Origin of the sequence: Rhizobium sp. CC1099 (assembly GCF_029714385.1) — a bacterium.
Classification (GTDB): domain Bacteria; phylum Pseudomonadota; class Alphaproteobacteria; order Rhizobiales; family Rhizobiaceae; genus Rhizobium.
In genome coordinates this window covers 4,170,886-4,193,642 of record NZ_CP121641.1, presented here as the reverse complement: position 1 = coordinate 4,193,642, position 22,757 = coordinate 4,170,886, and the positions used below count along the sequence as shown (strand labels likewise).

Below are 22,757 nucleotides of genomic sequence, written 5' to 3'. Positions count from 1 at the left end.
CGAAAACCAAATTATCAACTATGGAGTATCAAAGATGGCGATCGCTGATCGTAACGGCCCAATGAAGCAGACGCACATCGAGACCAACGGCGTCACCCTAAACGTGGTCGAGCAGGGCGATGGCCCGGCAGTGCTGTTTGTGCACGGCTTCCCCGACGGATGGCGGGGCTGGCGCCGGCAGATGGCGGCGGTCGCGGCCGCGGGCTACCGCGCGATATCTTTCGACACGCGTGGCTACGGCGAAAGCTCCAAGCCCGAAGACCCTGCGCTCTACACGGTCCTCTACAACGTCGGAGACCTCGTCGGCATCCTCGCGAAACTCGGGATCGAGCGCGCCACCCTCGTCGGCCACGACTTCGGGGCGACGGTGAGCTGGAACGCGGCAGTGATGCGGCCGGATCTCTTCGACGCGGTCTTCTGCCTTAGCGTTCCCCCGGTGCTACCGGGTGCTGGGCCCAGCATGCTCGAAACGCTGAAGGCCGCTGGTAAGGAGGACGCCTTCTACATGTTCCGGCACATGCGGCCGGAGGCCGACCAGGAGTGGGCGGACGCCGCCACGACCTTCCCCGGCGTTCTCTACTGGGCGTCAGGACTGCCCGATGCTTCCGAGGCGTGGAATCCAATGGACCCGAGCAAGAGCCTTAACCGGCCATCACCGATCGGCATCCCGCCCTTCGCTGACTGCGAAGACGTCGAGACGATGATCGCAGGCTTTGATCGCAACGACTGAGGCTGCGCCTTTCAATGCGCGTTGGCGGCAGGCGGCCTCTGGATCGACGGATAGATTTCAAGGTTGCGCATAGAACTCTACGCGCCACTACGGCAGTCTAAGGGCGACGCTGACGATGTCGTGCAGGATACGCTGATGGCATTGCACATGCGGCGGGCAACATATGAAGTCGACCGGCCCTTCACCGCCTGGCTGCAATCGCCGCTGGTGGCCGGCTATATTGCTGCTCTGATGGCGATGGGCTGGACGATGGGCTCTATGCTAAGCTCGGGCCGGTCTCCTAGCGCTGGTATGCGGGCGATCAGCTTGGGCCCGGTCGTGGTGTTGGCGGGCCTTGTGACTCTGGCAGTTTTCCTGCCTGTCGAAGGGGCGGCGTGAAGCGCGTGCGCCGGGAGCTATAGATAATATTCCACCGCTTCATTAGATTAATTCTCTCTCGGGACGCCGACGCTTTCTCAGCGTGCGTTCCGCCCAGATTGTGGAGGACCTCATGCCAGAATTGGTGGCGGGCTTGATTGATGTCTTCGCTGACACGCCGCTTTCGGGAAATCCGCTCGCGATCGTTGAAGGAGCGGAGGCCCTCAGCGAAGATGAGATGCGGCGCATCGCCGGCGAGTTCAATCAGGCGGAGACCACGTTCATCCTTCCCAGCGACCGCGCCGATCGGCGCTTGCGGTCGTTCACGGCGAACGGTTCAGAAGTGTTCGGATCCGGGCACAATGCGCTCGGCGCCTGGCTTTGGCTGGCGGAGCAGGGCGCATTGGGCGAGTGGGAGGGCGCGCGTAGGTTCCTGCAGGAGATGGGCTCGGGCGTATTGCCCGTTCAGCTTGAGCGTATCGATGGCAGATTCCATGGTCGTCTCAAGCAAGCGCCAATGCGCCTTCTGCCGCCGCCGGCCGATATGAGGGCCATCGCAAGCGCCCTTGGCCTCGACATCGCGGATATTGTGCGCACTCCTGCCGCGCGGCCCGCGGCAACCGGGGCGGTTCATCTCTTGATCCGGTTGAGTGATCGTGCGGTGGTCGACCAAGCTTTGCCGCAGCACGACCGTTTGACGGCATTGCTCGCTGAGGTGGGCGCCGAGGGGTGTTATATCTATGCGATAGATGAGCCGCCGATAGACAAGGCCTATGCGCGGGCTTTCAGTCCCACCATTGGTCTTTGGGAAGACTCTGCGACTGGCACCGCTGCTGGTCCCTTGGCGGCCTATCTTGGGCAAGAGGGCCTCCTGCGAGGCAACACCCTCGTCGTTGAGCAAGGTGTGAAGATGGGACGTCGAAGCGTGCTGAAGATTACGCTGGAACCGGATCCCGTGTTGAGCGGGTTCGGCGTCATCGCCCTGCATGGCGTGCTTCGAATCTGAATCGGCGCCAAGGCGCTTTGCTCAGGGGGCTGACGCGAAAGCCTTGATGATGGGGCATGGTCCGTTGCGGGACTGCTCGCAGGTCCCGCCGATGCTGTTTGCGCCGCCTTCAAATCGGCGATCATCGCCTTAAGCGTTTGGAGCCGCGCGAGCGCGAGTTCGCGCACGCGCTTGCGATCCCGGCTTTGATCGAGCGCGCAATTCGGCGATCTCTTTGAGGGAGAAGTCCGCAGCCTGGGCACGGCGAATAAAGATGAGCCGGTCGATGTCGCCGGGCTCGTAAGTCGTTGCAACGATCTTCGCCGTCCTTGGGATGCACCAATTCGCTGAAATCCCGTGTCTTGAAGTCTTCCCAACTGATACGGCTTCGTGCCGGAGCTTTCGTAGACAATGTTGTCGAGGAAACACGCCTTCTCTTGCAGCTTGTCTGTGCAGATCGTGCCGACATATTGCACAGGCCAACCGAGTTTGCGCCTGACGATCGCTACGCAGAAACCGGCGGAGACATCTTCCCTGTAGGTCCACGCCTCGGCGTCAGCCCAGTCTGAACGGAAGAAGTATTGATGCGTTTCGGAGTCGAGGTCCTCCCGATAGGCCCAGCGCGTGTCCAACCAGCCGAGATAGCCTCTGGCGCGGACGCGTCCTACATGGCAGGTCTGAAACAAGGGGAGGTGCGACCCCGCGCAATGGGAGAGCCTCACCAAAGCCAAGTTCTGTTCGGCCAATGGCGGCAGCGCTTCCTTTTTGACGCGCTTGCCGTATTCGAGTTTGGCCCAGTATCCGCGTTCCGGTGTCGGAATTCGGTGGCGATCGCAGGTCTTCTTCAATGCCGTACCCGTGACGCCATAATCTGCGGCGACTTTGGTCATGGGCCTGGCCCAAACCTGTTCGTAAAGCTCTTCGCGAGAAACCGTCTTCACCTTTCAACCTCTATCTTCCGCGCAGCTGCACACGACCCAGCGCCCGCAATCCATCGATCCAGGATCAAGGTGGCGTATTGATTTTTTCGGTTTTGACGGTACTTTATTGGAGGGCTAGATTCGACCTTCGCCGCCTACGGCACCCCGCGAAATGGTCGATAGATGTCGATAGTTCACAGAATTTTTTCAATTGAGGCCGTTCCGAAAAACCCTGCAAATTCAAAAGGCTAACTTTTTGACTCAGACAGGGGCACGTCCCGCGAGGTGCGGAGCAGGTTCGCAATACTCAATCAGCAATTCGGTGAGGACCCGTATCTTCCGTGCGGGATGCTGACCTGGCGGGCGGATGACATATGCACCTGCCGGGGGTGGTGGATAGTGCGTCATGACCGGCACAAGCGCGCCGGAGGCTATATATTCATGGGTAAGGCAATCGGGCAGGTAAGCGATCCCGAGTCCTGCTGCCGCGGCGGCGACTAGAGCAGTGCCGTTGTCGGCCTTAAAGCGTCCCTGCGGACGAACCGTGATGATCTTGTCGCCATCCATGAGTTGCCAGGCTTCGGTGCCCTGCATGAGGGCCTCATGAGCGACGAGTTCCTCCGGCGTCTCGGGCGACCCATGCGCCTTGATGTAGTCCGGGCTCGCGACGAGCTTCCCGTAGATCGGGCCGACACGTCTTGCGATCAAATTGGAGTCCTGAAGATAGCCTAGCCGTATCGCACAATCATAACCCTCTGTGATGAGATCGACGAAGCGATCACTGTAGCACGTGTGGATTTGGAGCTGGGGGTGGCGTCGCGCCATTTCCGCGAGGATGGGAGCGAAGTGAGTCGGGCCGAAAGAAAGCGGCACGGCAACTCGCAAGCGGCCGCGAAGGTCACCGGCGGGTAGGATCGTTTCCCTGGCCACGTCGATCTCGGCGCAGACTCTTGCTGCATAGTCTCGGAACGTGGCCCCTGCTTCCGTGAGAGCGGCGCCCCGGGTGGTCCGTGCAAGAAGCTGGACACCAAGTTCCGCTTCAAGCCGGAAGAGCCGTCGACTGACGATTGACTTGGAGACGCCGAGCCGGAGCGCAGCAGGCGAAACTCCCCCAGCATCAGCAACTTCTACGAAGGTCTGCAGCTCTTCGATGTCCAATTCAGCGTTCCCCATTTCGCGACACAGCTTGCCACAAAAGGGTACTACCGCATCATGCATGGGAACGGCAAGACTGCTTCCAGGCAACGTCGCCCCTGGCGCATGTCTCCCGGAAAAACCAATGCCGCTCACACGGCAGCAAAGGATGTAACAATGACCTTTCGTAATGGCCTTGCTTCGCTTCTTCGTCCCGAAGATTCGGTACTCGTCCTCATCGACCACCAGCCCTACCAGCTTGCCAACCTCAACAGCCACGACCCGCATGCGGTGGTCAACAACTCGACGGCGCTGGCGAAGGCCGCCAAGGCGTTCGGCGTCCCCACCATCCTGACGAGCGTCGTCGCCGAACGGGGCGGCCTCATCTTCCCTCACATCACCGACGTGTTTCCCGGCCAGGAGGTCATCGACCGGACGTTCATCAACACCTGGGAAGACAGGAAGGTCGTGGACGCGGTCAAGGCGACCGGCCGCAAGCAGCTCATCATCGCCGGCCTGTGGACCGAGATCTGCGTCGCGATGCCGGTGATCCAGGCGCTGGGCGAAGGCTGGGATGTCACGGTCATCACTGACGCCTCGGGCGGCACGTCGGTCGAAGCGCACGAGGTCGCCATCCAGCGCATGATCGCGGCCGGCGCGAACATGATGACCTGGCTGGCGCTGGCATCGGAGTGGCAGCGCGACTGGGCGCGCACCGAGCACGCCGGCGAGCTGACGGAAGTGCTCAAGCAGCACGCCGCTGGCAGCGGCATCGCGTACCTGTGGGAGCAGCAGTTGCTTACCACGCCGGTGCCGAGCACCGCGGGCTGATCTGGGCGGGGGGTGCAGAGGTTTTCGAGCGACGCGTTGCGAAAAAGCGGATCGCTTATCGAACCTCGTCACCCCCTCTCAATAGGAAGGCCGTCCATGCCTGGATGCACGCGGTCGGCATGATCAACGACCACGGGCCGCGCTGCTTGAGTCACGCGGAGGCCCGCGGCCAGGCGCGCCTTAGACCGACCTAGCGAATTGCTTCAGCGTCGGATTCAGTGGGCTCTGGACGCGCATGGTGCAGAACTCCGTTAGCCATTGCCCGCGACTGCAGCCGGCTCAGCCGGGCAATCCATCGCCCCAGAGAAAGGACCATAAAAATGTCGGCGGATCGTTTCCCCACTGGATTGGAAAAGGATGTCTCCTATCCGAGCTTCCAAGTCAGTCTGACGCTACTATCAGTTACGCAATTGAGGTTCGAGATCAAGGAAGGGCCATTTGCTCGGACCGAGATCGTCGATATTCAAGTCTTACCACTCGGCAACAGCATCTTCGCTGTAAGCTGGCAGGAGAAGGACCGTGCGACAGTCACGAATATTCAAGACTATGATCGCGGCCTGATCTACTCGTACGCAACGCTTCCTGGCGGACAGTTTCTGCGAATGACCGGGACATTTGCGTTCACTCGCCCTGCTGATCGAGTTTTCGATGATCGTCCCCAGCGCAACAAGGCGCTGGTGCTCGAGGCGATGACCTCACTGTTCCAGCGTCATGATGCGTCGGCAGTGGAACGCCTCTACGCTCCAGATTACATCCAACACAATCCCAACATTCCTCAAGGTCGCGACGCGTTGCAAGCGCTCGTCGCTGACCTATCGCCGGCCGTCTACTACGAGCCCGGCCTGATCGTCGCTGAAGGCGATTTCGTTGCCATCCACGGCCGCATCCGCGGCTGGGCAGACGAATCGCAGGTGGTGATCGATCTCTTTCGGGTTGAGGGCGGCAAGCTAGCCGAGCATTGCGAGTCGGTGCCGACGAGAACACAACATGAACACGCGAGCGTGGCTATGCTCATCTAGCACGCCCCCGCAGCGGGTTAACGATATCGATCCCCTCGAAATCCCTTTCATTGTCAGTGACAACCACGCATTCATTGGCCTCGGCTATGGCTGCAATGATGGTGTCGAGGCCGCTCCGGGGGCGGCCTTTGGTCTTTCCGTCCGCCATCAGTCGCGCCCACACTAAGCCAGCCTTCTCATCGAAAGGGAGGATACGACTGGCAAAAAGGGCCTGTGGACCTTCGGCGCCGGAGAACCATACCTCCAGCTGTTCGCGTTTCTTGCCAGCAGGTTTCTCGAGGATGCCGCGACGGATTTCGGCGACGGTTAGCGAGGAGATGAATAGGTCTGTATCGGTTTGGTCAGCCATCCACGCCAGCAGGGCTTCTGACGGCGCGGGTTTGGTGGCATTGCTGAGGATGTTTGTGTCGAGCAGATAACGCATTAAAGATCGACCTTGCGGCCTTCTTCGCGCGGGCGAGTCAGGTCGAGGTCAGCGCCGACCAGAGGGGAGCGGCGGAGCGCCGCGAGAATTCCGCCTCTCTTGGGTGGCTCTCCAGTGATAGTCTGATTAACGGCAGCACGGAGCCTTGACGCCTCCGGACCATCCTCGGCCAAGCGACGTGCCAACGACCGGATGAGATCACGATCAGCATCGCGACCAAGCACCTCGAAACGGGCGAGTCCACGCTCGCTTAGACGAGACCTATAGTTCTGGATCGCACGCTTCTGAGAGCTGCCCATGGTGACCTCCCGCCGATTTCCAGTAATATAGCCAGAAAAGGCGGTTGCCACAAGGTGGGTAGAGAGAACAGCTGCCGCAGGCGATATGGCGCTCCGACTAGTTCGCAGCAGTCTTTCCCTGCCTTGCCAGGTAGATGATTTGGGCTGTCAAGCCGACTACGAGAATAGCCAACAGCCCCCCTTGAGCGCCGAGAAGCAGCGGCGATTTCAAGTCGGTAACCAAGGGGTGGCCGTCCGGAACACGGCGCAGGGTCTCGCTAACGGTCGGCACCATCAAAAGAAACGCACTCAGGCTCAGACAGATGGTTTCAATGTATCTGGCTATGCGCGCTGAACCCAGAATGCATTCGATTCCGTAACCTGCAAGCAGGAGCAGGATGGTCAGGGTGCCGATGCCGTAGCTGACCGGCTGATGTGCCACGAGGAAGACCGTTGCGGCGCCGATAAGCATGGAAACAAAATAGGCGGCGCCCAGCGTGGACCGGGGAACGATTCGACCATGACGGGCAAACATGTAAAAGGCCACGGGAATGGCTGGCAGGCTACCGAGTGTATGGATCCAGCCGAGCGGAGAAATTCCGAACATGAGAGATTGCCTTTCTCATCCAAAGGGACGGGGTTGGTCGAGCAAGCAGACTGCCGCTGACAAAATCTGCGAGCGTAGCGTTGTCTATCTATTAGTCGGTAGGTCGTGGAACAGCGTCCACCTCCCTGGGGAACTTCCAATATTTAGGCGGCGATGCGCTTCAGCAAGGGATGGGTTATTGCGCCAAATGTCGTGGCATCGCCGTAGGCGCGCGCTGAAAGCATCGCGCCATGCACGGTGGCCATGAACATTTCAGCGTTGGCCTTGGCGGTCCCGGTCAGCGCGAGGCGGCCTTGTGCGGCGCCACGCTCCAGGACGGAAGTGAGCCAGTCCGAGAGCCTTCGAAAATGCGCGCGCACTTCAAGAACGACCGCTTCGGGAAGAACCGGAATCTCGCTGGCGAGCAAGGCGCAGACGCAGAAGGGGTGAGTCGCGTCAGCGATACACCCCTCCCAATAGCCGACATAAGCGCGAAGTTGTTCAAGCGGATCGGAGACATTTCGTTCCAGTTCGGCGATCCCGGCTTCAGCCTCCTCCCGGTACTGTGCAACCAGTTTGCGGACCAGATCTGATTTGCTGGGAAAATGGTGGTGAATGCTCGCATTGCGAATGCCGACCACACCGGAAATATCGGCGTAGCTAAAACTGTTGTAGCCGCCCCTGATAATTAGGGAGCGCGCACAGCGAAGAATCTCATCAGCCTTGGTCTGTGGGTTTCTCATGATTGATGCCTACCAACTAGTAGGAAGAATGTCAACTCGAAGCGGTTAGCCGTACCTTTCCTGCCATGAGTGGCGAGATGGCTACCGGCAAGGTGCTGTGCGCAAGCCTGAAATGAGCGCTGAGGCGGCGGATCTGGCCGCGTTTCTGACGCCCGAGGAGCTCTCGACGCCCGGTGACGGGAAGCTCGGCGTCGCCTAGGCCGCGTGCACAAATTCTGTCGCCTGGATCAGCAATGGCTCAATAACTCTGGTAGCGCGAAGCCCTGACCAAAAGCCGCCGTTCCGGAATCGACCCGATTGCGGACCTGATGCGTCGGCGCAGTCCGTCGAACCAGCCGCCCGCGATTAAGCAGGAACGTACGTCAACCTAATCACATCCTCGCCAACGGGATCGGTGGAAACAAGGCGGAGCGGCGGCCGCGGGCCGGCGAAGAATGGCGTGCCGCGACCAAGCACGACGGGATGGAAGTAAAGTCGATACTCGTCAATAAGTCCAATGTCGGTCAGGCTTCGTGCTAGGTCTGGCCCGGAAACCGCAATCTCCCCAACTAGCCGAGCCTTCAGACCACGTATCACCCCCTCGATGCCATCCTCGACAAGTGTGGCGTTGGGGCCGACCGACTTCAACGAGCGCGACACGACCCACTTCGGTTGGCGCCGCCACGCCGCCGCGAACTCATGTTGCTCCGCACTCCACTCAGGATGGTCTTGGTCCCAATAACGCATGATCTCGTACATGCGGCGGCCGTACACACTGCCGGTCAGGCCGTGCACGTGCTCTATCCAGTGACGAAAGAGCGCGGGACCTGCCCGCATTTCAAGGTGGTCGACATAACCGTCCAGGGACTGGTTCATTCCAAAGATGAGTTTCGCCATGATACAAACCTCCACGCCAGGCTCTTAAGAATAGCTTGAACACCTCGAACGGCCACACCCCAGGAAGAGGCGCCGTTCGAGTCACAAGACTCGGATATTGCCACGCCGCCAACGGCGCAGGCCCCGGCGGAGATTCGGCCGCTCCGGCTCGCGTCGGTGAACCCAGCCGAGAGCCAAGGCGGAGCGAAGCATTGATCTCTTTGAGTATCATATCGTTAACATATGATATGTTAACGGATCATTAGGGTTGACCTGCTCGGTATATGAGATACCTTTGCAGATCATTGCGCATGGTTGTGGATCGTATAGGTATCATATCATTATGACCTCTGAATCGGAAATTCTACGTGAAATCGGGGGACTTCTCAGACATGCGAGGCTCGCTGCTGCCATGACGCAGGAACAGGTCGCTCATTTGGCGGGCATATCCCGTCCCCGCTATCGCGACATCGAAAAGGGAACCGCAGCGGCGCGTGCGACGACACTCATGAATGTCGCTCGCGCGCTCGGTCTGGAAGTGATGCTGGTTCCGCAAGTCATGGTGCCGGCTGTCCAGGCTCTATTGCGTCCGCATGGTGATGACGACCTGCCCGCCTTTGTTTCTCAATCTGACGATGACGATCATGGCTCCAGTCTTTCACGCGCCTAAGACGGTCCCGTCGCTGGACGTGCTCTTGGACACCCTGAAGGTCGGCACACTCGTCAGGACGCCGGGCGATTTCAATGCGTTCAACTTCGATGAGGCCTACCGCGCGACGGGCGGCTTGCCGGTTCTCAGCCTGTCGTTCCGGGCAGCGACGGGAGGATTGCGGAAAGATCCGAAGCCTCTGGCCGGCGCCTTGCCGGCTTTCTTCGCGAACCTCTTGCCGGAGGAGAAGCTACGCGAGGCGATGGAAAAGCACCACGAAGGCAATGTGCGGCCAGGCAATGATTTCGATCTGCTGGTGGCGCTCGGCGCCGATCTTCCGGGGGCCGTGCGGGTATTGCCCAGTAACGGGGCGATAGCGGTTCCGCAGGATGCTTCAGAGGACAAGCCCAAGGCTCGGTTCTCACTTGCGGGCGTGCAGATGAAGCTGTCGGTCATGAAGGACACTGGAAAAGGCGGCGGCCTGACCTTGCCGATGGACGGCGAACAGGGCCAGTACATCGGCAAGTTCCCTTCGACAGCGTTTCCGGGCGTTTCCGAGAACGAATTCGCCAACCTCGCGCTAGCCGCAGCCATCGGCATGGAGGTTCCTGAACGCGAACTGGTCGAGAAGTCCGATTTTGAGGGCATTCCCGAAGAGTTCAACACGCTGTCGGAGGGCAAGGTTCTTCTCGTCAAACGCTTCGATCGCGGCGCTGCGGGTAAGAGGATACAAATCGAGGATTTGGCTCAGGTCTTCGGTGTCTATCCCTCGCGCAAATATGAGGGCGCCGCTTATCACGACATAGCCTCGGCCCTTGGTGTGGCCGTCTCGCCTGCGGCGGCTCTCGAATTCGTCCGCCGCTTGGCACTGACCGTCATCACGGGCAATGGCGACATGCACCTGAAGAACTGGTCGTTGATCTATCCCGGAAACGGCCACAAGCCGGCGCTTGCACCAATCTACGACGTCCTGTCGACCGTGCCATATATTCCCGCCGACGCCATGGCACTTTCGCTTGGAGGGGAACGCTCGTTCAAGGCGCTAGCAGCTCCGCGATGGAAGGCATTTGCGAACCGTGCAAGGCTTTCGGAGCCGGCAGTGCTGAAGGCAGTGGTCGAGACCGTCGAACTCGTCAACGAGCACTGGTGGCATCTACCTGAGCGCGACGTTGTCCCGGCGAAAGTGCTCGAGCGAATCGACGAGCATGTGAAGGCGATGACGCCGATACTGAACTCCTGCGCCGAGAAGTGAGCCGAGCCCCATGCACTTCGAAGTCAGCCACCGCGAGACGATCCGACTGGCCGCTTGAGATGGACGTGCTTAGGCAGATCGGCGCTGGCCAGCGCCTGGCCGACACTGTCGTTGCCGATGTCGGCCCTGGCCTGGCCATCGAGCAGGCCGAGCGCGAGCAGGACGCATAGATGCCGATGCCGACGTTAGTATCTCCGGCCTCGACTTTTTGTAAGGTCGAGCGGGACGTGAAGGCGCGCTGGACTACAACCGCCATGGCTAGTCGCCGACGCCGACGGGCGTCGTGGATGTCCGCACCGAGCTTGCGCAGGGCACGCCGCACCGCGGCGAGAGGGTGATGTGGTGTAGGCATTTGCCACCTTCGCACTACAGATCGATCAAATATGTAACACGAAGCATCCAATTTTTCTGGCCCCGCCTATGAGGCAGTGAAAGCGGTTGTTCTGCCGGTGAAATGCCTTGGCGGCTATGACTATATCGTTTTTTGACAAACGGGCGGCCGCCGGCGCACCAAAGGGCTGTTTATTGGCGGTGTGCTTGACGATACGACGTAGGAGACAGTTCTTTGAGAAGCACAATCAATGGGTTACGGTGCTTGTAAATAATGGAATGGGGAATGATTTTTATCCCCACTGACTACAATCCCAGGGATTGCTGCGCCGGCTGCGGCGGCGCAAGTCGGACGCCTTCCAGTTCCAGCATCCTGAGCTTGGAATTCGAGCCGCCCGGCGCCGAAAACCCGCCGATCTTGCCACCTGCGGCAAGCACCCGGTGGCACGGGATGATGAGGGCAACCGGGTTCTTTGCCATCGCCTGACCCACGTCCTTCGCCGCTTCCGGGCCGGCGCCAAGTTCCTTCGCCAACGCGCCGTAGGTGGTCGTTCGGCCCCAGCCGACGCGGCGCGCAGCAGCATAAATGTCCTTAAAGAACGCATCCTGCCCCTCAAGGTCGAGCTTTACGTCTGAAAAATCTGTTTCTTTGCCGTTGAAGTAACGCTTTACCGCAGCGATCGCCTCGGCAACCTCAGGCGTCGGTGTATCCGATTCGGCTGCCGGAAGGCGGCGCAGCAGAAGTCGCTCCGTCGCGTCAGCGGCTTTTGTCGGCAGCTGGAAACGTGTGATTCCGATCTCGTTCCAGGCAATTCCGCAGAAACCACCAACCGTTTCGAAGATCAGATATTGGTGCGCCTTCTCAGCCATGACATCGCCTCCGTGCTTCACTTGCACCCTAAAATCGTGCGGCCGGACCTCGAGTTCCACCCGTTTCTTGCAACAGTTTGCCATTTCGCACGGCCTTGGCCAAGATCAGATGTTCTAATTTTGTTCGTGCGATTTTGCCTGACCGCCTGCCGGCGAGAGCGAACATGAGCATATCGGCCAGTGGCCACTGATCGGACAGCAGGAAAATAGCGCAATGCTTCTTGCTTCAAACGAAGTGCGTCATCTGCCGCCTTGCACTTGCCCGCCGGACTCGCATAAAGCTCCGTTAAGCAGAATTTGCGGAGTGACGTAACGTGGATATTTCCGAAATCATCATTCCGGGCGACACACCCGGCATCGAGTGGCGTCTGCCGGTTTTTCGGTTCAAGGGCAACGACCCGGCCGCACCGAAGGTTTATATCCAGGCGGCGCTCCATGCCGACGAGCTCCCGGGCACAGCACTTCTGCATTTTCTCTGCGGGACGCTGCGTGATGCAGAAAGTGCCGACAGCATTGCGGGCGACATCACAATCGTACCCCAGGCCAATCCGATTGGTGCAGCACAGTCGCATTTCGGCGAACTTCAGGGCCGTTTCGATCTTGGCTCGCGGACCAATTTCAACCGGGATTTCCCGCTGATTTCTCTGCGGGACCGCGACAACCTGATCGACGATCTCGATCGTTATCCGGCAATCGACCGGCTAAAGCGGCAGCTGATGCATATGGCGCTTGGCGCCGATCTCGTGCTCGATCTGCATTGCGACGACGAATCCCTGCAATATGCCTACATCGACGAGGCGTTCTGGCCGGAGGCGAGCGACCTTGCCGCGGCCTTAGCGATGGACGCGGTGCTCCTTTCCGATGGCGAGAGCTCGGCCTTCGAGGAGGCAATCAGCTTTGCCTGGAAATATGCGGTGCCTGGCGAGAAGCGCACCCGTCTGCCCGGCAAGCTTTCCGTCACCTTGGAACTTCGCGGCAAACGCGATGTCTATCCGGATATGGCCAAAGCGGATGCAGAAGGGCTATGGCGCTTCCTCACTGCACGCGAGATCATCAGAGACGAGAGTGTATCGCCAAGCACGTTCACCGGTCCAGCCGTGCCGCTGGACAATATCGAGATGATCCGCTCGCCGGAGTCCGGCACGGTCCTCTTTCATCGCAGCATCGGTGAAATGGTTGCCGAAGGCGATCTGCTGGCAACGATCATCACGCGTCCCGGCATGGCGGACGGCAGCATCCAAGTTCGCGCGCCGCAAGCCGGCCTTGTCGTCACCCGCGTTTCCGACCGCCTAGTACGCCGGCGCGCATACCTGATGAAGATCGCTTGCAGCCACCCCAGCAGCGTGGTGCGCAAGGCCGGAACTCTCGAGGATTAATATGACTGCCATCATTTATGGTATCAAGAACTGCGACACGATGAAGAAGGCCCGCGCCTGGCTGGAAGAGCATGCCGTTGCCTATGATTTTCACGACTACAAGGCCGTGGGTATCGACCGCGCCCATCTGGAGCAATGGGTCGACAAAGCCGGATGGGAAACCGTGCTCAACCGAGCCGGAACGACCTTCCGCAAACTGCCGGACGCCGCCCGCGAAAACCTCACGCGGGAGAAGGCGATCGCCCTGATGCTCGACCAGCCGTCGATGATCAAACGGCCGGTTCTGGAAGCAGGCGGCAAGCTGCTGGTCGGCTTCAAGCCTGAGAGCTACGGCGCGGAATTCGAAAAATAATATGTCCAAGACGACGCGCGCCACGCAGGTTTTTTGCCAAAGCCGGGGTCAGTTTCACGGTGCATCGCTACGACTATGATCCGGATGCCGAACGCGTCGGCCTCCAGGCCGCCCAAGCGCTCGGCGAAAAGCCGCATCGCGTGCTGAAGACGCTGATGGCGGAAGTGGACGGCAAGCCCGTCTGTGTCGTCGTGCCCTCCGATCGCGACGTCAGCATGAAGAAGCTTGCCAGCGGCTTCGGCGGCAAGACGGCAAACATGATGAAGCCTGCAGATGCCGAGCGGCTGACCGGATATCATGTCGGCGGCATCAGCCCGTTCGGCCAGAAAAAGCTGGTTCCGACGGCGCTGGAGGAGGCCACGCTCACTGAGCCTCTGGTTTACATGAACGGCGGTCAACGCGGACTGCAGGTGCGCCTTGCGCCGAAGGAGGCGCTCACGACGCTGAATGCCAAAGCTGCCTCGCTCATTGCTTAGGCGGAAAATCGCGCTAGCAGATTCACGAGCGCCGTGGCGGCTGGTTCGTCAAGCTTCGAGCCGATGTGGACCTCGATCGCCTTGGAATAAACGGTCCACATGCGTTCGCGAAGCGCCCGGCCGGCCGCCGTAATGACAACCCATCGGCCGCGCCCGTCTTCTGCGAACGTCTCGCGGCTGACGAGCTCCTCGCGTTCGAGCCGGTCGATCAACCGCGAGAGATTGTATTGCGCGAGCAGCGTCCGCTCTTCGATTTCGAAGGGGCGCAGTTTGCCTTCCTCCGCGCGCGCCAACTCCCAGAGCACATCATACCAGCCAAGCGGCGGCAGGCCGGCTTTCTTGAGGTCGCTCTCAATTTCCCGCAGCAGGCGCTGCTGAGCACGCATGATGGCGATCCACGCCTGCGTAGTTGTCTCGGACCGAGGTTTTTTGCCCATATAGATGCAATTACATTTACCTTGACGAAGGAGCAAGATAAATTATATGCATTTACATCTATCATCGGGAAATTGACGAACATGAACACAGATAAATCCATCCTCTATGCAACTGCCCTGCTGCGGATCAGCCTCGGCACGATGTACCTCGCCCACAGCATCGTCCTGAAACTGATGACATTCGGACTGATGGGGACCGCCGGATATTTTACGTCGATCGGCTTGCCGGGCTGGCTGGCCTACCTCACCTTTGCGGCCGAAGCGGTCGGCGGGGCGCTCTTGGTTCTCGGCATTCAGAGCCGCATCGCCGCCTTGGCGCTCGTACCGGCCCTTGCCGGCGCGATCATCTGGGCGCATGGCGCGAACGGCTGGGTCTTTACTGCGCCCGGCGGCGGCTGGGAATATCCGCTCTATCTGATCGTGCTTTCGATCGCCCAGGCCATGCTCGGAGACGGCGCCTTCGCGCTTCGCCCTTCACAACCGCTTGCACCTGCAAAAGCCTCTTAAGGGAATATGCCATGCAAAAGCTTACCCTCATCTCGCACCACCTGTGCCCTTATGTGCAGCGGGCTGCGATTGCCCTTGGTGAGAAGGGTGCGGCCTTCGAGCGCGTTTTCATCGATCTCGATGACAAGCCGGACTGGTTTTTGAAGATTTCTCCGCTCGGCAAGGTTCCGCTTCTGCTGATCGAGGAAGACGGGCGGCAGGTCGCCCTCTTCGAGAGTGCGGCAATATGCGAATACATCGACGAAACGCAACCCGGGCCGAGGCTTCATCCGCAAGATGCCCTGACACGCGCCCGGCATCGCGGATGGATGGAGTTCGGCTCGTCGATCCTTGCCGATCTCTGGATGTATGAAACGACTAGCGACCGGCGGGTGCTGGAGACCAAACGAACGGTCCTTGCATCGAAATTCCTTATCATCGAAACCGAGCTTTCCGGCGGACCACTTTTCGTCGGGAAGAACTTCAGCCTCGTGGATGCCGTCTTCGCACCGATCTTCCGATACTTCGATGTCTTCGACACAATCAGCGACAGCCACATCTTTGATGGCCTGGAAAAGGTGAAGCGTTGGCGAAGCACGCTTGGGCAGCGGCCGAGTGTTAGGCAAGCCGCCGCTACCGATTATCACGAGCGGCTCATCGCGTTCCTTGAGAAACATCAGTCGGCATTGCTTGAACAGGCGGCTGCCTAAGATCGGGTGGTCTCTTGCGGCCCTGCATTTTCACGCTGGCGAGCTTCATTTTCGCCGTAAAGGGGTCTAAGTCTGGCATCTTCAGAGAGTCGATTTCAGGAGGTAGCCGGCCATGACGTTCATGCCCCAGAGTCAGAATTCCGTCGATCCGATCAAGCTGGAAAAGCTCGCAGAGGTCGCCGTCAAGGTCGGCCTGCAGCTTCAAAGGGGTCAGGATCTGGTGATGACCGCGCCGATTGTCGCAATGCCGCTGGTTCGCTTGATCACCAACCACGCCTACATGGCCGGCGCGGGGCTTGTTACGACTTTCTACTCGGACGAAGAAACGACGCTTGCCCGCTATCAATACGGCAGCGACGAAGGCTTCGACCGTGCCTCCGGCTGGCTCTACGAAGGTATGGCAAAGGCATATCAAAACGGTGCGGCACGCCTTGCAATTGCCGGCGACAATCCAATGCTGCTTTCCGAACAGGATCCCGGCAAGGTCGGCCGCGCGAACCGGGCGAATTCCACTGCCTACAAACCAGCGCTCGAAAAGATCTCGAATTTCGACATTAACTGGAACATCGTTGCCTATCCGAATCCCTCCTGGGCGAAGGTCGTGTTTGCCGACGATCCAGAGCCGATTGCGGTCGCGAAACTGGCAAAGGCAATCTTTGCCGCCTCGCGCGTCGATCTCGACGATCCGGTCTCAGCCTGGAGGGAGCACAATACGAACCTTGCCGCCCGCTCATCCTGGCTGAACGGTCAGCGCTTCGCAGCACTGCATTTCAAGGGACCGGGTACCGACCTGACCGTTGGCCTTGCCGACGGTCATGAGTGGCATGGCGGCGCCTCCGTCGCCAAGAACGGCGTTACCTGCAACCCGAACATCCCGACGGAAGAGGTCTTCACGACCCCGCACGCGCTGCGCGTCGAGGGCCATGTCTCAAGCACCAAGCCTCTCTCGCACCAGGGCACGCTGATAGACAACATCCAGGTTCGTTTCGAAGAAGGCCGGATTGTCGAGGCCAAGGCTTCGCGTGGCGCGGAGGTATTGAACAAGGTGCTCGATACCGACGACGGCGCGCGCCGCCTCGGCGAAGTGGCGCTCGTGCCGCATTCATCACCGATCTCGGCGAGCGGTATCCTGTTCTACAATACGCTTTTTGATGAAAACGCCTCGTGCCATATCGCGCTCGGACAATGCTACTCGAAGTGCTTCCTCGACGGCGCAAAGCTCAACCAGGACCAGATCAAGGCGCAGGGCGGAAATTCTAGCCTTATCCATATCGATTGGATGATCGGTTCCGACAAAGTGGATATCGACGGCATCAAGCCGGACGGCTCGCGGGTTCCGGTGATGCGGCAGGGAGAATGGGCCTGACGGGCGCCATCGCTCTCTGGCTGATCCAGACGCTCGCCAGCACAAGCAGGAAACCGAAGAGCTGCACGGGCGTCAAGCTCTGGCCAAGCGCCAGCCAACCGAGAAACGTCGCCACGAGCGGGCTCAAAAAGCCAAGCGACGCGGCCGCCGCTGGCTCGATCTTCGACAGGCCGCGGATCCATAGGACATAGGTGAAGGCCGCGCCTATCAGTCCGAGATAGGCCATGCCCAGCACATTTGCAGTTGTCGGCATCGGAGGAGCCGGCTCGAACATCAGCGCGACTGGCACGAGCAAAAGCCCACCAGCCGTCAGTTGCCATGCCGTGAAGGCGAGGTTCGAGACCGGCGGCGTCCAACGGCGCGTCAGCACCGTGCCGAAAGCCATTGATACGGCGCCCGCGAGACCGGCGGCAACGCCAACCGGATCGAGCGCAGCCTTGGGTGTCAACACCAACAGCGCGACGCCAGCCATTCCGCCCAAACCGGCAACGACGGCAAGAAGCTTGATCGGCTTGCCAAGAAAGAGGCGCGATAACGCGATAACGATCAGAGGCTGAATAGCCCCGACCGTCGCGGCGACACCGCCTGGAAGCCGGTAAGCCGAAACGAAAAGCATTGCCCAGAAGAACGAGAAATTGAGCGCGCCGAGGATGAAGACCCTCCCCCACCAGATACCAAACGGCAAGCGACGGATGGTGGCGAGCAAGAGGAGACCGGCAGGCAAAGCGCGCAGCATTGCAACGGTCAGCGGATAGCCGGCAGGCAGGAAGGCGGTCGTGACGAAATAGGTGCTGCCCCAGATGGCGGGCGCAATGGCCGTCATCAGGACATCGGCTGCATATGCGCTATTTTTCTTCATATCAAGAATCTCTAGTTCAAGATAAATTCAACATAACAGCATTTATCTTGACGTCAAGATATATCGTGCTATCGCTTGTTTATCGAAGGAATGAAGAAGCAATGGACCGCGTCGATAAAATCCTGTCCCAATGGCAATGTGAGCGGCCGGACCTCGATGTCGAAGCCATGGGTATCCTGGGGCGCCTGAAACGGCTGACGACACATCTCGGACGCGAGATAGAGCAAGTCCTGCTGCAGCACGGGCTCTCGACATCCGCCTTCGACGTGCTTGCAACGCTGCGGCGTTCCGGAAAACCCTATCGCCTCTCGCCTGGCGATCTGCTGGCGATGACGATGGTGAGCTCCGGTACGATGACCAACCGCATCGACCAGCTCGAGAAAGCAGGTTTCGTCGAACGCGTTCTCAACCCCGACGACCGGCGAAGCGTGCTGATTGCATTGACGGAGAATGGTTTTGCGGCCGTCGAGACCGCGGTCGGTGCCCACGTCGCCAATCAGCAGCGGCTTATCGAAAACCTCAGCGATGAAGACAAGGCAGCGCTCGATGCGCTGCTGCGCAAGTTCCTCGCGAAATTCGAATAGTCAGATCGCGCTCAACGCCTTGCGCACGCGATCAAGATGAGCTTGGCGTTTGGTGGCCGTCGCGCGGTCCATCTCGTGCAGGCTGAGCATTCGAAAATTGAGGCCCTTGGAGCAGAAATTCGCAATGCCGCGCTTCAGTAGCCGGCGCACCGGATCGCCCATGTAGAGATGAACCAGCCACCACGGCGAGCCCGTCGTCGTCAGAGCCCAAAGCAGCTTAATATTTGTCAGCTGCGGAACGATCCGCCCGCCGGCCGTATCATGCGAGAAGGCAACACTGGGCGCGAAGACCCGATCGAAGAACCCCTTGAGGATCGCCGGAAAATTGAACCACCATTGCGGAAAGACGAGGATCAATCCATCGGCCGCCTTCAACCGCTCCACAATCTTTGAGACGCCGGAGGTGTCATAGGGGATGTCGAAGTAGCCGCCGCGCTCGGCCTTCGTGAGGCGAGGGTCGAAATCCTCGGCGTAGAGATCGAGCAGATCAACGGCATGACCAGCTTCTGCCAGAGCTTCACGCGCAGCCTTTGCAACAGCGGCAGCAAAACTCTCGTTAAGCGGATGGGCGAGCACCAGCAGGATACGCATCGGTCCCCCCTAGAACAGGCTACCCTGCTTCGGCGGCATGGTGGGCTCTTCAGCCTTCGGCAAGCGTTTCTTCGGTGGCGCACCGCCTTCGGTTGTCACGGCGCCGACGCGACCGTCGGCAAACTCGATCGAAATGCCCACGCCGGCCGAAAGAGCCGCGGCCTGCGAGACCGGCCGGTTCTCATCGTCGCGGATGACTGCATAACCGCGCTTCAGAACGTTCTTGTAGGAAAGCGACTGCAATACGCGGTCCTGTGCCGAAAGCTCGCCCCTTGCCCGTGTCAACTGATGGCGGACAGCGGTATCGGCGTGACGGGACAGGTTTGCCAGATGGTCGCGCATGCGTTCCGTCTGCGTCTTCAGCCGCGCCGGCAAGGACCCAAAGACGGCATCGGCCCGCCCGACACGGGACCTGGAGCGATCGATCAGTCGCTCCACCGTGCGCTCGGCGCGCGTTATCCGCTCGGCAAGCATCTGGCGGCGCTCGGCAATGCGGTTCGAAAGAACGTCCGGCCTCAGATGCGATGCGGTGCGCTCGAAGCTCCGGCGCTTATTGATGGTGTTGAGCTCCAGCCCGCGGCCAAGGCCTGCGGCCGCTTCATCAAAGCGTCGGCGCGGCAGCGCCAGCAACTGATCGAGGGACGGCAGCGCTCGCATCAATGCCCGAACGGACTGCTTCCTGTGATCCATCTGCCGGCTCATGCAGCCTTGCAGGCGGGCCGAAAGCGCAGAAACCTGGGCGTCCAGTTCGGCTTTGACGGGAACGGCCATTTCCGCAGCCCCCGTCGGCGTCGGCGCGCGCACATCGGCCGCATAGTCAATCAGCGTCCAGTCAGTTTCGTGGCCAACCGCCGAGATAAGCGGAACTTCACTTTCAGCAGCGGCGCGCACGACAATCTCGTCATTAAAGCTCCAGAGATCTTCCAGGCTGCCGCCACCACGCGCGACGATCAGCACATCAGGCCTCGGCATTTCGCCGCCCGGCTGGAAGCCGTTGAAACCGCGGATGGCATTGGCCACCTCCTCGCCGGAACCATCTCCCTGCACCTTGACAGGCCAGACGATGACATGGACTGGAAAACGATCGGAAATGCGGTGCAGGATATCGCGAATGACGGCGCCCGTTGGCGACGTGACGACGCCGACGACCCTCGGCATGAACGGCAGCCGCCTCTTGCGCGCCGCGTCGAAAAGACCCTCGGCACCAAGTTTGCGCTTGCGCTCCTCGATCAACGCCATCAGCGCGCCCGCACCCGCGGGCTCCAGCGTTTCAATGACGATCTGGTATTTCGACGAGCCAGGAAAGGTCGTCACCTTGCCGGTAGCGATCACCTCCATGCCTTCTTCCGGCCGAAACCTTAGCCGCGAGAACGTGCCTTTCCAGATGACCGCGTCGATACGCGCGCGATCGTCCTTCAGCGAGAAATAGGCATGCCCCGATGAATGCGGGCCGCGATAGCCGGAAATTTCGCCACGCACCCGGACCTGGTCGAAAGCAGTCTCGACCGTGCGCTTGATCGATCCCGAAAGTTCGGAGACCGAATATTCAGTCAGGTTGGTGGGCGAATCGGTGTCGAAGACATTGCTCATCCTTCCTTTCTAGCGAAAGCGGAGGGAAAGATCAGTAGAGCATCGGGTTAGCGCTCAATTTTCCGGCTTGAAGAGAAAGAACTGCACCCCAACGCCTGCGGCCTTGGGAAGCGGTTGGAGGTAGGACGGCACATTGCCCTTCGCCAATTGAGAATAAAGACCCTCCGGCTTCAGTTTTGCGAACTGCATCGTCGGATAATCGTCGGGACAGAAAGCCAAAACCTGAACGTCCGCCCCCCTCAGGAAGGCCTCTGCATCCTTCGGTTCCGAGAGGCCGATATGCATTTCGGTCAGCATACCCCGGGGATTGCGATGATAAGGTGCGGTCAGAACATGCTGGCTCGTAAAGCGGAGGATCGGCACGCCGAGTTCAGATGAGGCCGCTACCATGCCGACAGGCATCGCATTCAGCGGCGCAAGAGCCTCTCTTGAGATACACGAAGGCTTGTTTTCCTTGTCTTTCGCTTCGTTCTTGTCTTCCTCCGTTTGCCTCTGCAGCTCAACGAAGGCTCCAGCAACGGCCCAAACAGCAGGTACGCTGGCAAGCACCAGCATGATGTAACAGAATGCGACAGCGACATTTTCGCGATCGCTGTTCGATATACGGCGGATGTCGACAATCAGCAGCGCGAGCGGCAGGCTAGCGATCAGGTTTGCAAAGGGTGCCCCGCGCACCTGCATGAGGCCGATGGCCCAGCAGAGGACGAGCAGGAAAAGCAGGATGGCGTGAATCCGCACCCTGTCGCGATAGAGGATTCGGAATGCGCTGACAGCAATGCCCAAAAGACCGGCTGCGTAAAAGGCACCTATGCCGAAAGGCTCGTCGCGGATCATGTCGAGCATGGAGCGCGCTTCTGAAATATTGTTCAGCCACAGCTCAACGAGCATTGGATCGAGATCGTCAAGCGGATTATGCAGGCATTGGGGCGCGATCACCATGGCCGAAGCTGCAACAGCGATGCCGATACCACCGAGTGCAGCGAAGCGTCCTATTCTCGACGCGCGGCTTGCGAAAACAGCCGCAACGGAAAGCATCCCACCGCCGATCGCAGCGAGGCCGTAAAAACCAAGCGAAAAATTATCGCAGGTCACGGTCGAATAAAGCCGGGGCGGCATGGTCGAGAAGAACAGAATACTGACGGCCAGCGTGAGCGTCAGCCCGAATGCTTTGGCAGTCTTCTGAAAAGCTTGCCCCACCCAAGCCCAATGAAGAGCGACGACGAGGCAAACCGTTGCGACGAAAGGTGTTGTCTCGACCCCAATGGCGATCGCGAGAGCCGCCATCGAGGCTGCAACGATATAGCTCCAGGCCTGATGCTCCTCATCGAGAAGCATTGCCGTCATCATCGCGACAAGCCCGATCTGCACGTTGTGATGATCGATCGCACCCGGAACGAAACGGTTGCTGGTCCATACGCCTAGTGCGGTCATCACCAGAGAGACATGCATGGCAGGCACACCGCCGATGCGGCGGCCCGCAATCGCCATCGCAAGCATGAGAGGGATAACGAGTGAGACGGGCCAGATCGCGAGCGCCACGGCCTCGGCCTGCTCGCCCGCCAGAAACAAGCCGAAGAATTTGATGAGCCCTGCGATCGGCAAATCGATCAGCCGCGACCAGTGCATCAGCGTGCCATCAACGCCCAGCCGGTATTGGGTCAAATCGAACCAGCTCTGCCCGGAGAGAAAATCCCTTACTTCGACGAGCCGCATGCCGTCGTCATTGTCAGGACCGACATAGTCTTTCGTCCCGATCAGCTTCACCGGCAAAATGCACGCGATCAGCACCGCGCTATAAAGCGACACGGACGGCCACAGACGCGTGAGAAGCATGCGGACAGTGGCAAGCGACACGATGGGCGGCGAAGATTTAGAAGCTGAATTGCCGGTCATTCCTGCGACGTTCGCCATTCCTGTTGTCCCGTCCTAAGCTGCGCGAACTTTAGCTTTTGCAGATCAAGAAAGTG

General features: G+C 59.7%; 25 protein-coding genes and 2 pseudogenes. 14 read left to right on the top strand and 13 right to left on the bottom strand.

Translation table 11 applies throughout. From position 1 onward, the window contains the following. Nucleotides 1-34: 34 nt before the first annotated feature. From QA644_RS20850 to QA644_RS20840, 3 genes are all read left to right on the top strand, one after another. The gene (locus QA644_RS20850) at nt 35-730 is read left to right on the top strand and encodes an alpha/beta fold hydrolase (RefSeq protein WP_283070395.1); all 696 of its coding nucleotides are present in this window, start codon (nt 35-37) and stop codon (nt 728-730) included. Nucleotides 731-865: 135 nt separating this feature from the next. After that, nucleotides 866-1,108: a hypothetical protein gene (locus QA644_RS20845; RefSeq protein WP_283070393.1), complete on the top strand. Its 243-nt coding sequence runs from the start codon at nt 866-868 to the stop codon at nt 1,106-1,108. An 82-nt stretch (nt 1,109-1,190) separates the two neighbouring features. After that, complete coding sequence (locus QA644_RS20840) at nt 1,191-2,093, top strand: PhzF family phenazine biosynthesis protein (protein ID WP_283070392.1); 903 nt, start codon at nt 1,191-1,193, stop codon at nt 2,091-2,093. A 1,160-nt stretch (nt 2,094-3,253) separates the two neighbouring features. On the opposite strand, the gene QA644_RS20835 is transcribed toward QA644_RS20840, so the two are convergent. Further along, on the bottom strand, nt 3,254-4,150 hold the full coding sequence (locus QA644_RS20835) for a LysR family transcriptional regulator (protein WP_283070391.1): 897 nt from the start codon (nt 4,148-4,150) through the stop codon (nt 3,254-3,256). Nucleotides 4,151-4,303: 153 nt separating this feature from the next. Between QA644_RS20835 and QA644_RS20830 the strand changes: the two genes are divergently transcribed. After that, entirely contained in the window at nt 4,304-4,957 is a 654-nt protein-coding gene (locus QA644_RS20830) for a hydrolase (protein WP_283070390.1), read from the top strand. Between the two features lie 320 nt (nt 4,958-5,277). Then, nucleotides 5,278-5,976, top strand: a complete 699-nt coding sequence (locus tag QA644_RS20825; RefSeq protein WP_283070389.1) for a nuclear transport factor 2 family protein — start codon at nt 5,278-5,280, stop codon at nt 5,974-5,976. Here QA644_RS20825 and QA644_RS20820 read toward each other — a convergent pair. The 5 genes from QA644_RS20820 to QA644_RS20800 form a co-directional block, all read right to left on the bottom strand. Beyond that, the gene (locus tag QA644_RS20820; protein ID WP_283070388.1) at nt 5,969-6,400 is read right to left on the bottom strand and encodes a type II toxin-antitoxin system VapC family toxin; all 432 of its coding nucleotides are present in this window, start codon (nt 6,398-6,400) and stop codon (nt 5,969-5,971) included. The genes QA644_RS20825 and QA644_RS20820 overlap by 8 nt on opposite strands. After that, nucleotides 6,400-6,699 (bottom strand): hypothetical protein, encoded by a 300-nt coding sequence (locus QA644_RS20815; RefSeq protein ID WP_194728708.1) that lies wholly within the window; start codon nt 6,697-6,699, stop codon nt 6,400-6,402. Before QA644_RS20815 ends, QA644_RS20820 begins: the two co-directional genes overlap by 1 nt. A gap of 97 nt (nt 6,700-6,796) precedes the next feature. Continuing rightward, nucleotides 6,797-7,285, bottom strand: a complete 489-nt coding sequence (locus QA644_RS20810) for a hypothetical protein (protein WP_239595983.1) — start codon at nt 7,283-7,285, stop codon at nt 6,797-6,799. A gap of 143 nt (nt 7,286-7,428) precedes the next feature. Beyond that, nucleotides 7,429-8,007: a TetR/AcrR family transcriptional regulator gene (locus QA644_RS20805; RefSeq protein WP_283070387.1), complete on the bottom strand. Its 579-nt coding sequence runs from the start codon at nt 8,005-8,007 to the stop codon at nt 7,429-7,431. A 345-nt stretch (nt 8,008-8,352) separates the two neighbouring features. After that, entirely contained in the window at nt 8,353-8,883 is a 531-nt protein-coding gene (locus QA644_RS20800; protein ID WP_283070386.1) for a dihydrofolate reductase family protein, read from the bottom strand. Nucleotides 8,884-9,205: 322 nt separating this feature from the next. Here QA644_RS20800 and QA644_RS20795 point away from each other — a divergent pair, with 322 nt between their 5' ends. After that, a complete protein-coding gene (locus QA644_RS20795; RefSeq protein WP_239599644.1) occupies nt 9,206-9,532 on the top strand; it encodes a helix-turn-helix transcriptional regulator in 327 nt (108 codons plus the stop codon). Further along, nucleotides 9,507-10,763 carry a HipA domain-containing protein gene (locus QA644_RS20790; RefSeq protein ID WP_283070385.1) on the top strand — a complete coding sequence of 419 codons (1,257 nt, stop codon included), beginning with the start codon at nt 9,507-9,509 and terminating at the stop codon, nt 10,761-10,763. The genes QA644_RS20795 and QA644_RS20790 overlap by 26 nt, the downstream gene beginning before the upstream one ends. 23 nt (nt 10,764-10,786) lie before the next feature. On the opposite strand, the pseudogene QA644_RS20785 reads toward QA644_RS20790, so the two are convergent. Both QA644_RS20785 and QA644_RS20780 read right to left on the bottom strand, forming a co-directional pair. Continuing rightward, nucleotides 10,787-11,115 (bottom strand): annotated as a pseudogene (locus QA644_RS20785) (hypothetical protein). A gap of 284 nt (nt 11,116-11,399) precedes the next feature. Then, nucleotides 11,400-11,963 (bottom strand): methylated-DNA--[protein]-cysteine S-methyltransferase, encoded by a 564-nt coding sequence (locus QA644_RS20780; protein ID WP_283070384.1) that lies wholly within the window; start codon nt 11,961-11,963, stop codon nt 11,400-11,402. Nucleotides 11,964-12,277: 314 nt separating this feature from the next. Here QA644_RS20780 and QA644_RS20775 point away from each other — a divergent pair, with 314 nt between their 5' ends. The 3 genes and pseudogenes from QA644_RS20775 (at nt 12,278) to ybaK (ending at nt 14,167) form a co-directional block, all read left to right on the top strand. Beyond that, on the top strand, nt 12,278-13,339 hold the full coding sequence (locus tag QA644_RS20775; protein WP_283070382.1) for a succinylglutamate desuccinylase/aspartoacylase family protein: 1,062 nt from the start codon (nt 12,278-12,280) through the stop codon (nt 13,337-13,339). Nucleotide 13,340: 1 nt separating this feature from the next. Beyond that, entirely contained in the window at nt 13,341-13,691 is a 351-nt protein-coding gene (locus tag QA644_RS20770; RefSeq protein WP_283070381.1) for an ArsC family reductase, read from the top strand. A gap of 1 nt (nt 13,692) precedes the next feature. Further along, nucleotides 13,693-14,167, top strand: a pseudogene (ybaK, locus tag QA644_RS20765) (Cys-tRNA(Pro) deacylase). Here the strand turns inward: ybaK and QA644_RS20760 are convergent. Then, entirely contained in the window at nt 14,164-14,604 is a 441-nt protein-coding gene (locus QA644_RS20760) for a MarR family transcriptional regulator (protein WP_283070379.1), read from the bottom strand. The pseudogene ybaK and the gene QA644_RS20760 sit on opposite strands and share 4 nt — an antisense overlap. 81 nt (nt 14,605-14,685) lie before the next feature. On the opposite strand from QA644_RS20760, the gene QA644_RS20755 reads away from it, so the two are divergent. The 3 genes from QA644_RS20755 (at nt 14,686) to QA644_RS20745 (ending at nt 17,166) form a co-directional block, all read left to right on the top strand. Beyond that, entirely contained in the window at nt 14,686-15,111 is a 426-nt protein-coding gene (locus QA644_RS20755) for a DoxX family protein (RefSeq protein ID WP_194728699.1), read from the top strand. An 11-nt stretch (nt 15,112-15,122) separates the two neighbouring features. Continuing rightward, a complete protein-coding gene (locus QA644_RS20750; protein ID WP_283070376.1) occupies nt 15,123-15,800 on the top strand; it encodes a glutathione S-transferase family protein in 678 nt (225 codons plus the stop codon). Nucleotides 15,801-15,912: 112 nt separating this feature from the next. Beyond that, a complete protein-coding gene (locus QA644_RS20745; RefSeq protein WP_283070374.1) occupies nt 15,913-17,166 on the top strand; it encodes an aminopeptidase in 1,254 nt (417 codons plus the stop codon). On the opposite strand, the gene QA644_RS20740 is transcribed toward QA644_RS20745, so the two are convergent. Further along, on the bottom strand, nt 17,114-18,025 hold the full coding sequence (locus tag QA644_RS20740; protein WP_283070372.1) for an EamA family transporter: 912 nt from the start codon (nt 18,023-18,025) through the stop codon (nt 17,114-17,116). The two genes, QA644_RS20745 and QA644_RS20740, sit on opposite strands and share 53 nt — an antisense overlap. A 101-nt stretch (nt 18,026-18,126) precedes the next feature. Here QA644_RS20740 and QA644_RS20735 point away from each other — a divergent pair, with 101 nt between their 5' ends. Next, complete coding sequence (locus QA644_RS20735) at nt 18,127-18,609, top strand: MarR family transcriptional regulator (protein ID WP_074066318.1); 483 nt, start codon at nt 18,127-18,129, stop codon at nt 18,607-18,609. On the opposite strand, the gene QA644_RS20730 is transcribed toward QA644_RS20735, so the two are convergent. From QA644_RS20730 to QA644_RS20720, 3 genes are read right to left on the bottom strand one after another with little or no spacing between them, the layout of a single operon-like run. Beyond that, on the bottom strand, nt 18,610-19,200 hold the full coding sequence (locus QA644_RS20730; protein WP_283070368.1) for an NAD(P)H-dependent oxidoreductase: 591 nt from the start codon (nt 19,198-19,200) through the stop codon (nt 18,610-18,612). It lies immediately after the preceding gene. A 9-nt stretch (nt 19,201-19,209) separates the two neighbouring features. After that, entirely contained in the window at nt 19,210-20,790 is a 1,581-nt protein-coding gene (gene xseA / locus QA644_RS20725; RefSeq protein ID WP_283070367.1) for an exodeoxyribonuclease VII large subunit, read from the bottom strand. A gap of 54 nt (nt 20,791-20,844) precedes the next feature. Next, nucleotides 20,845-22,683, bottom strand: coding sequence for a hypothetical protein (locus QA644_RS20720; RefSeq protein ID WP_283072422.1), 1,839 nt, complete (start codon nt 22,681-22,683; stop codon nt 20,845-20,847). Between the last annotated feature and the right edge of the window lie 74 nt (nt 22,684-22,757).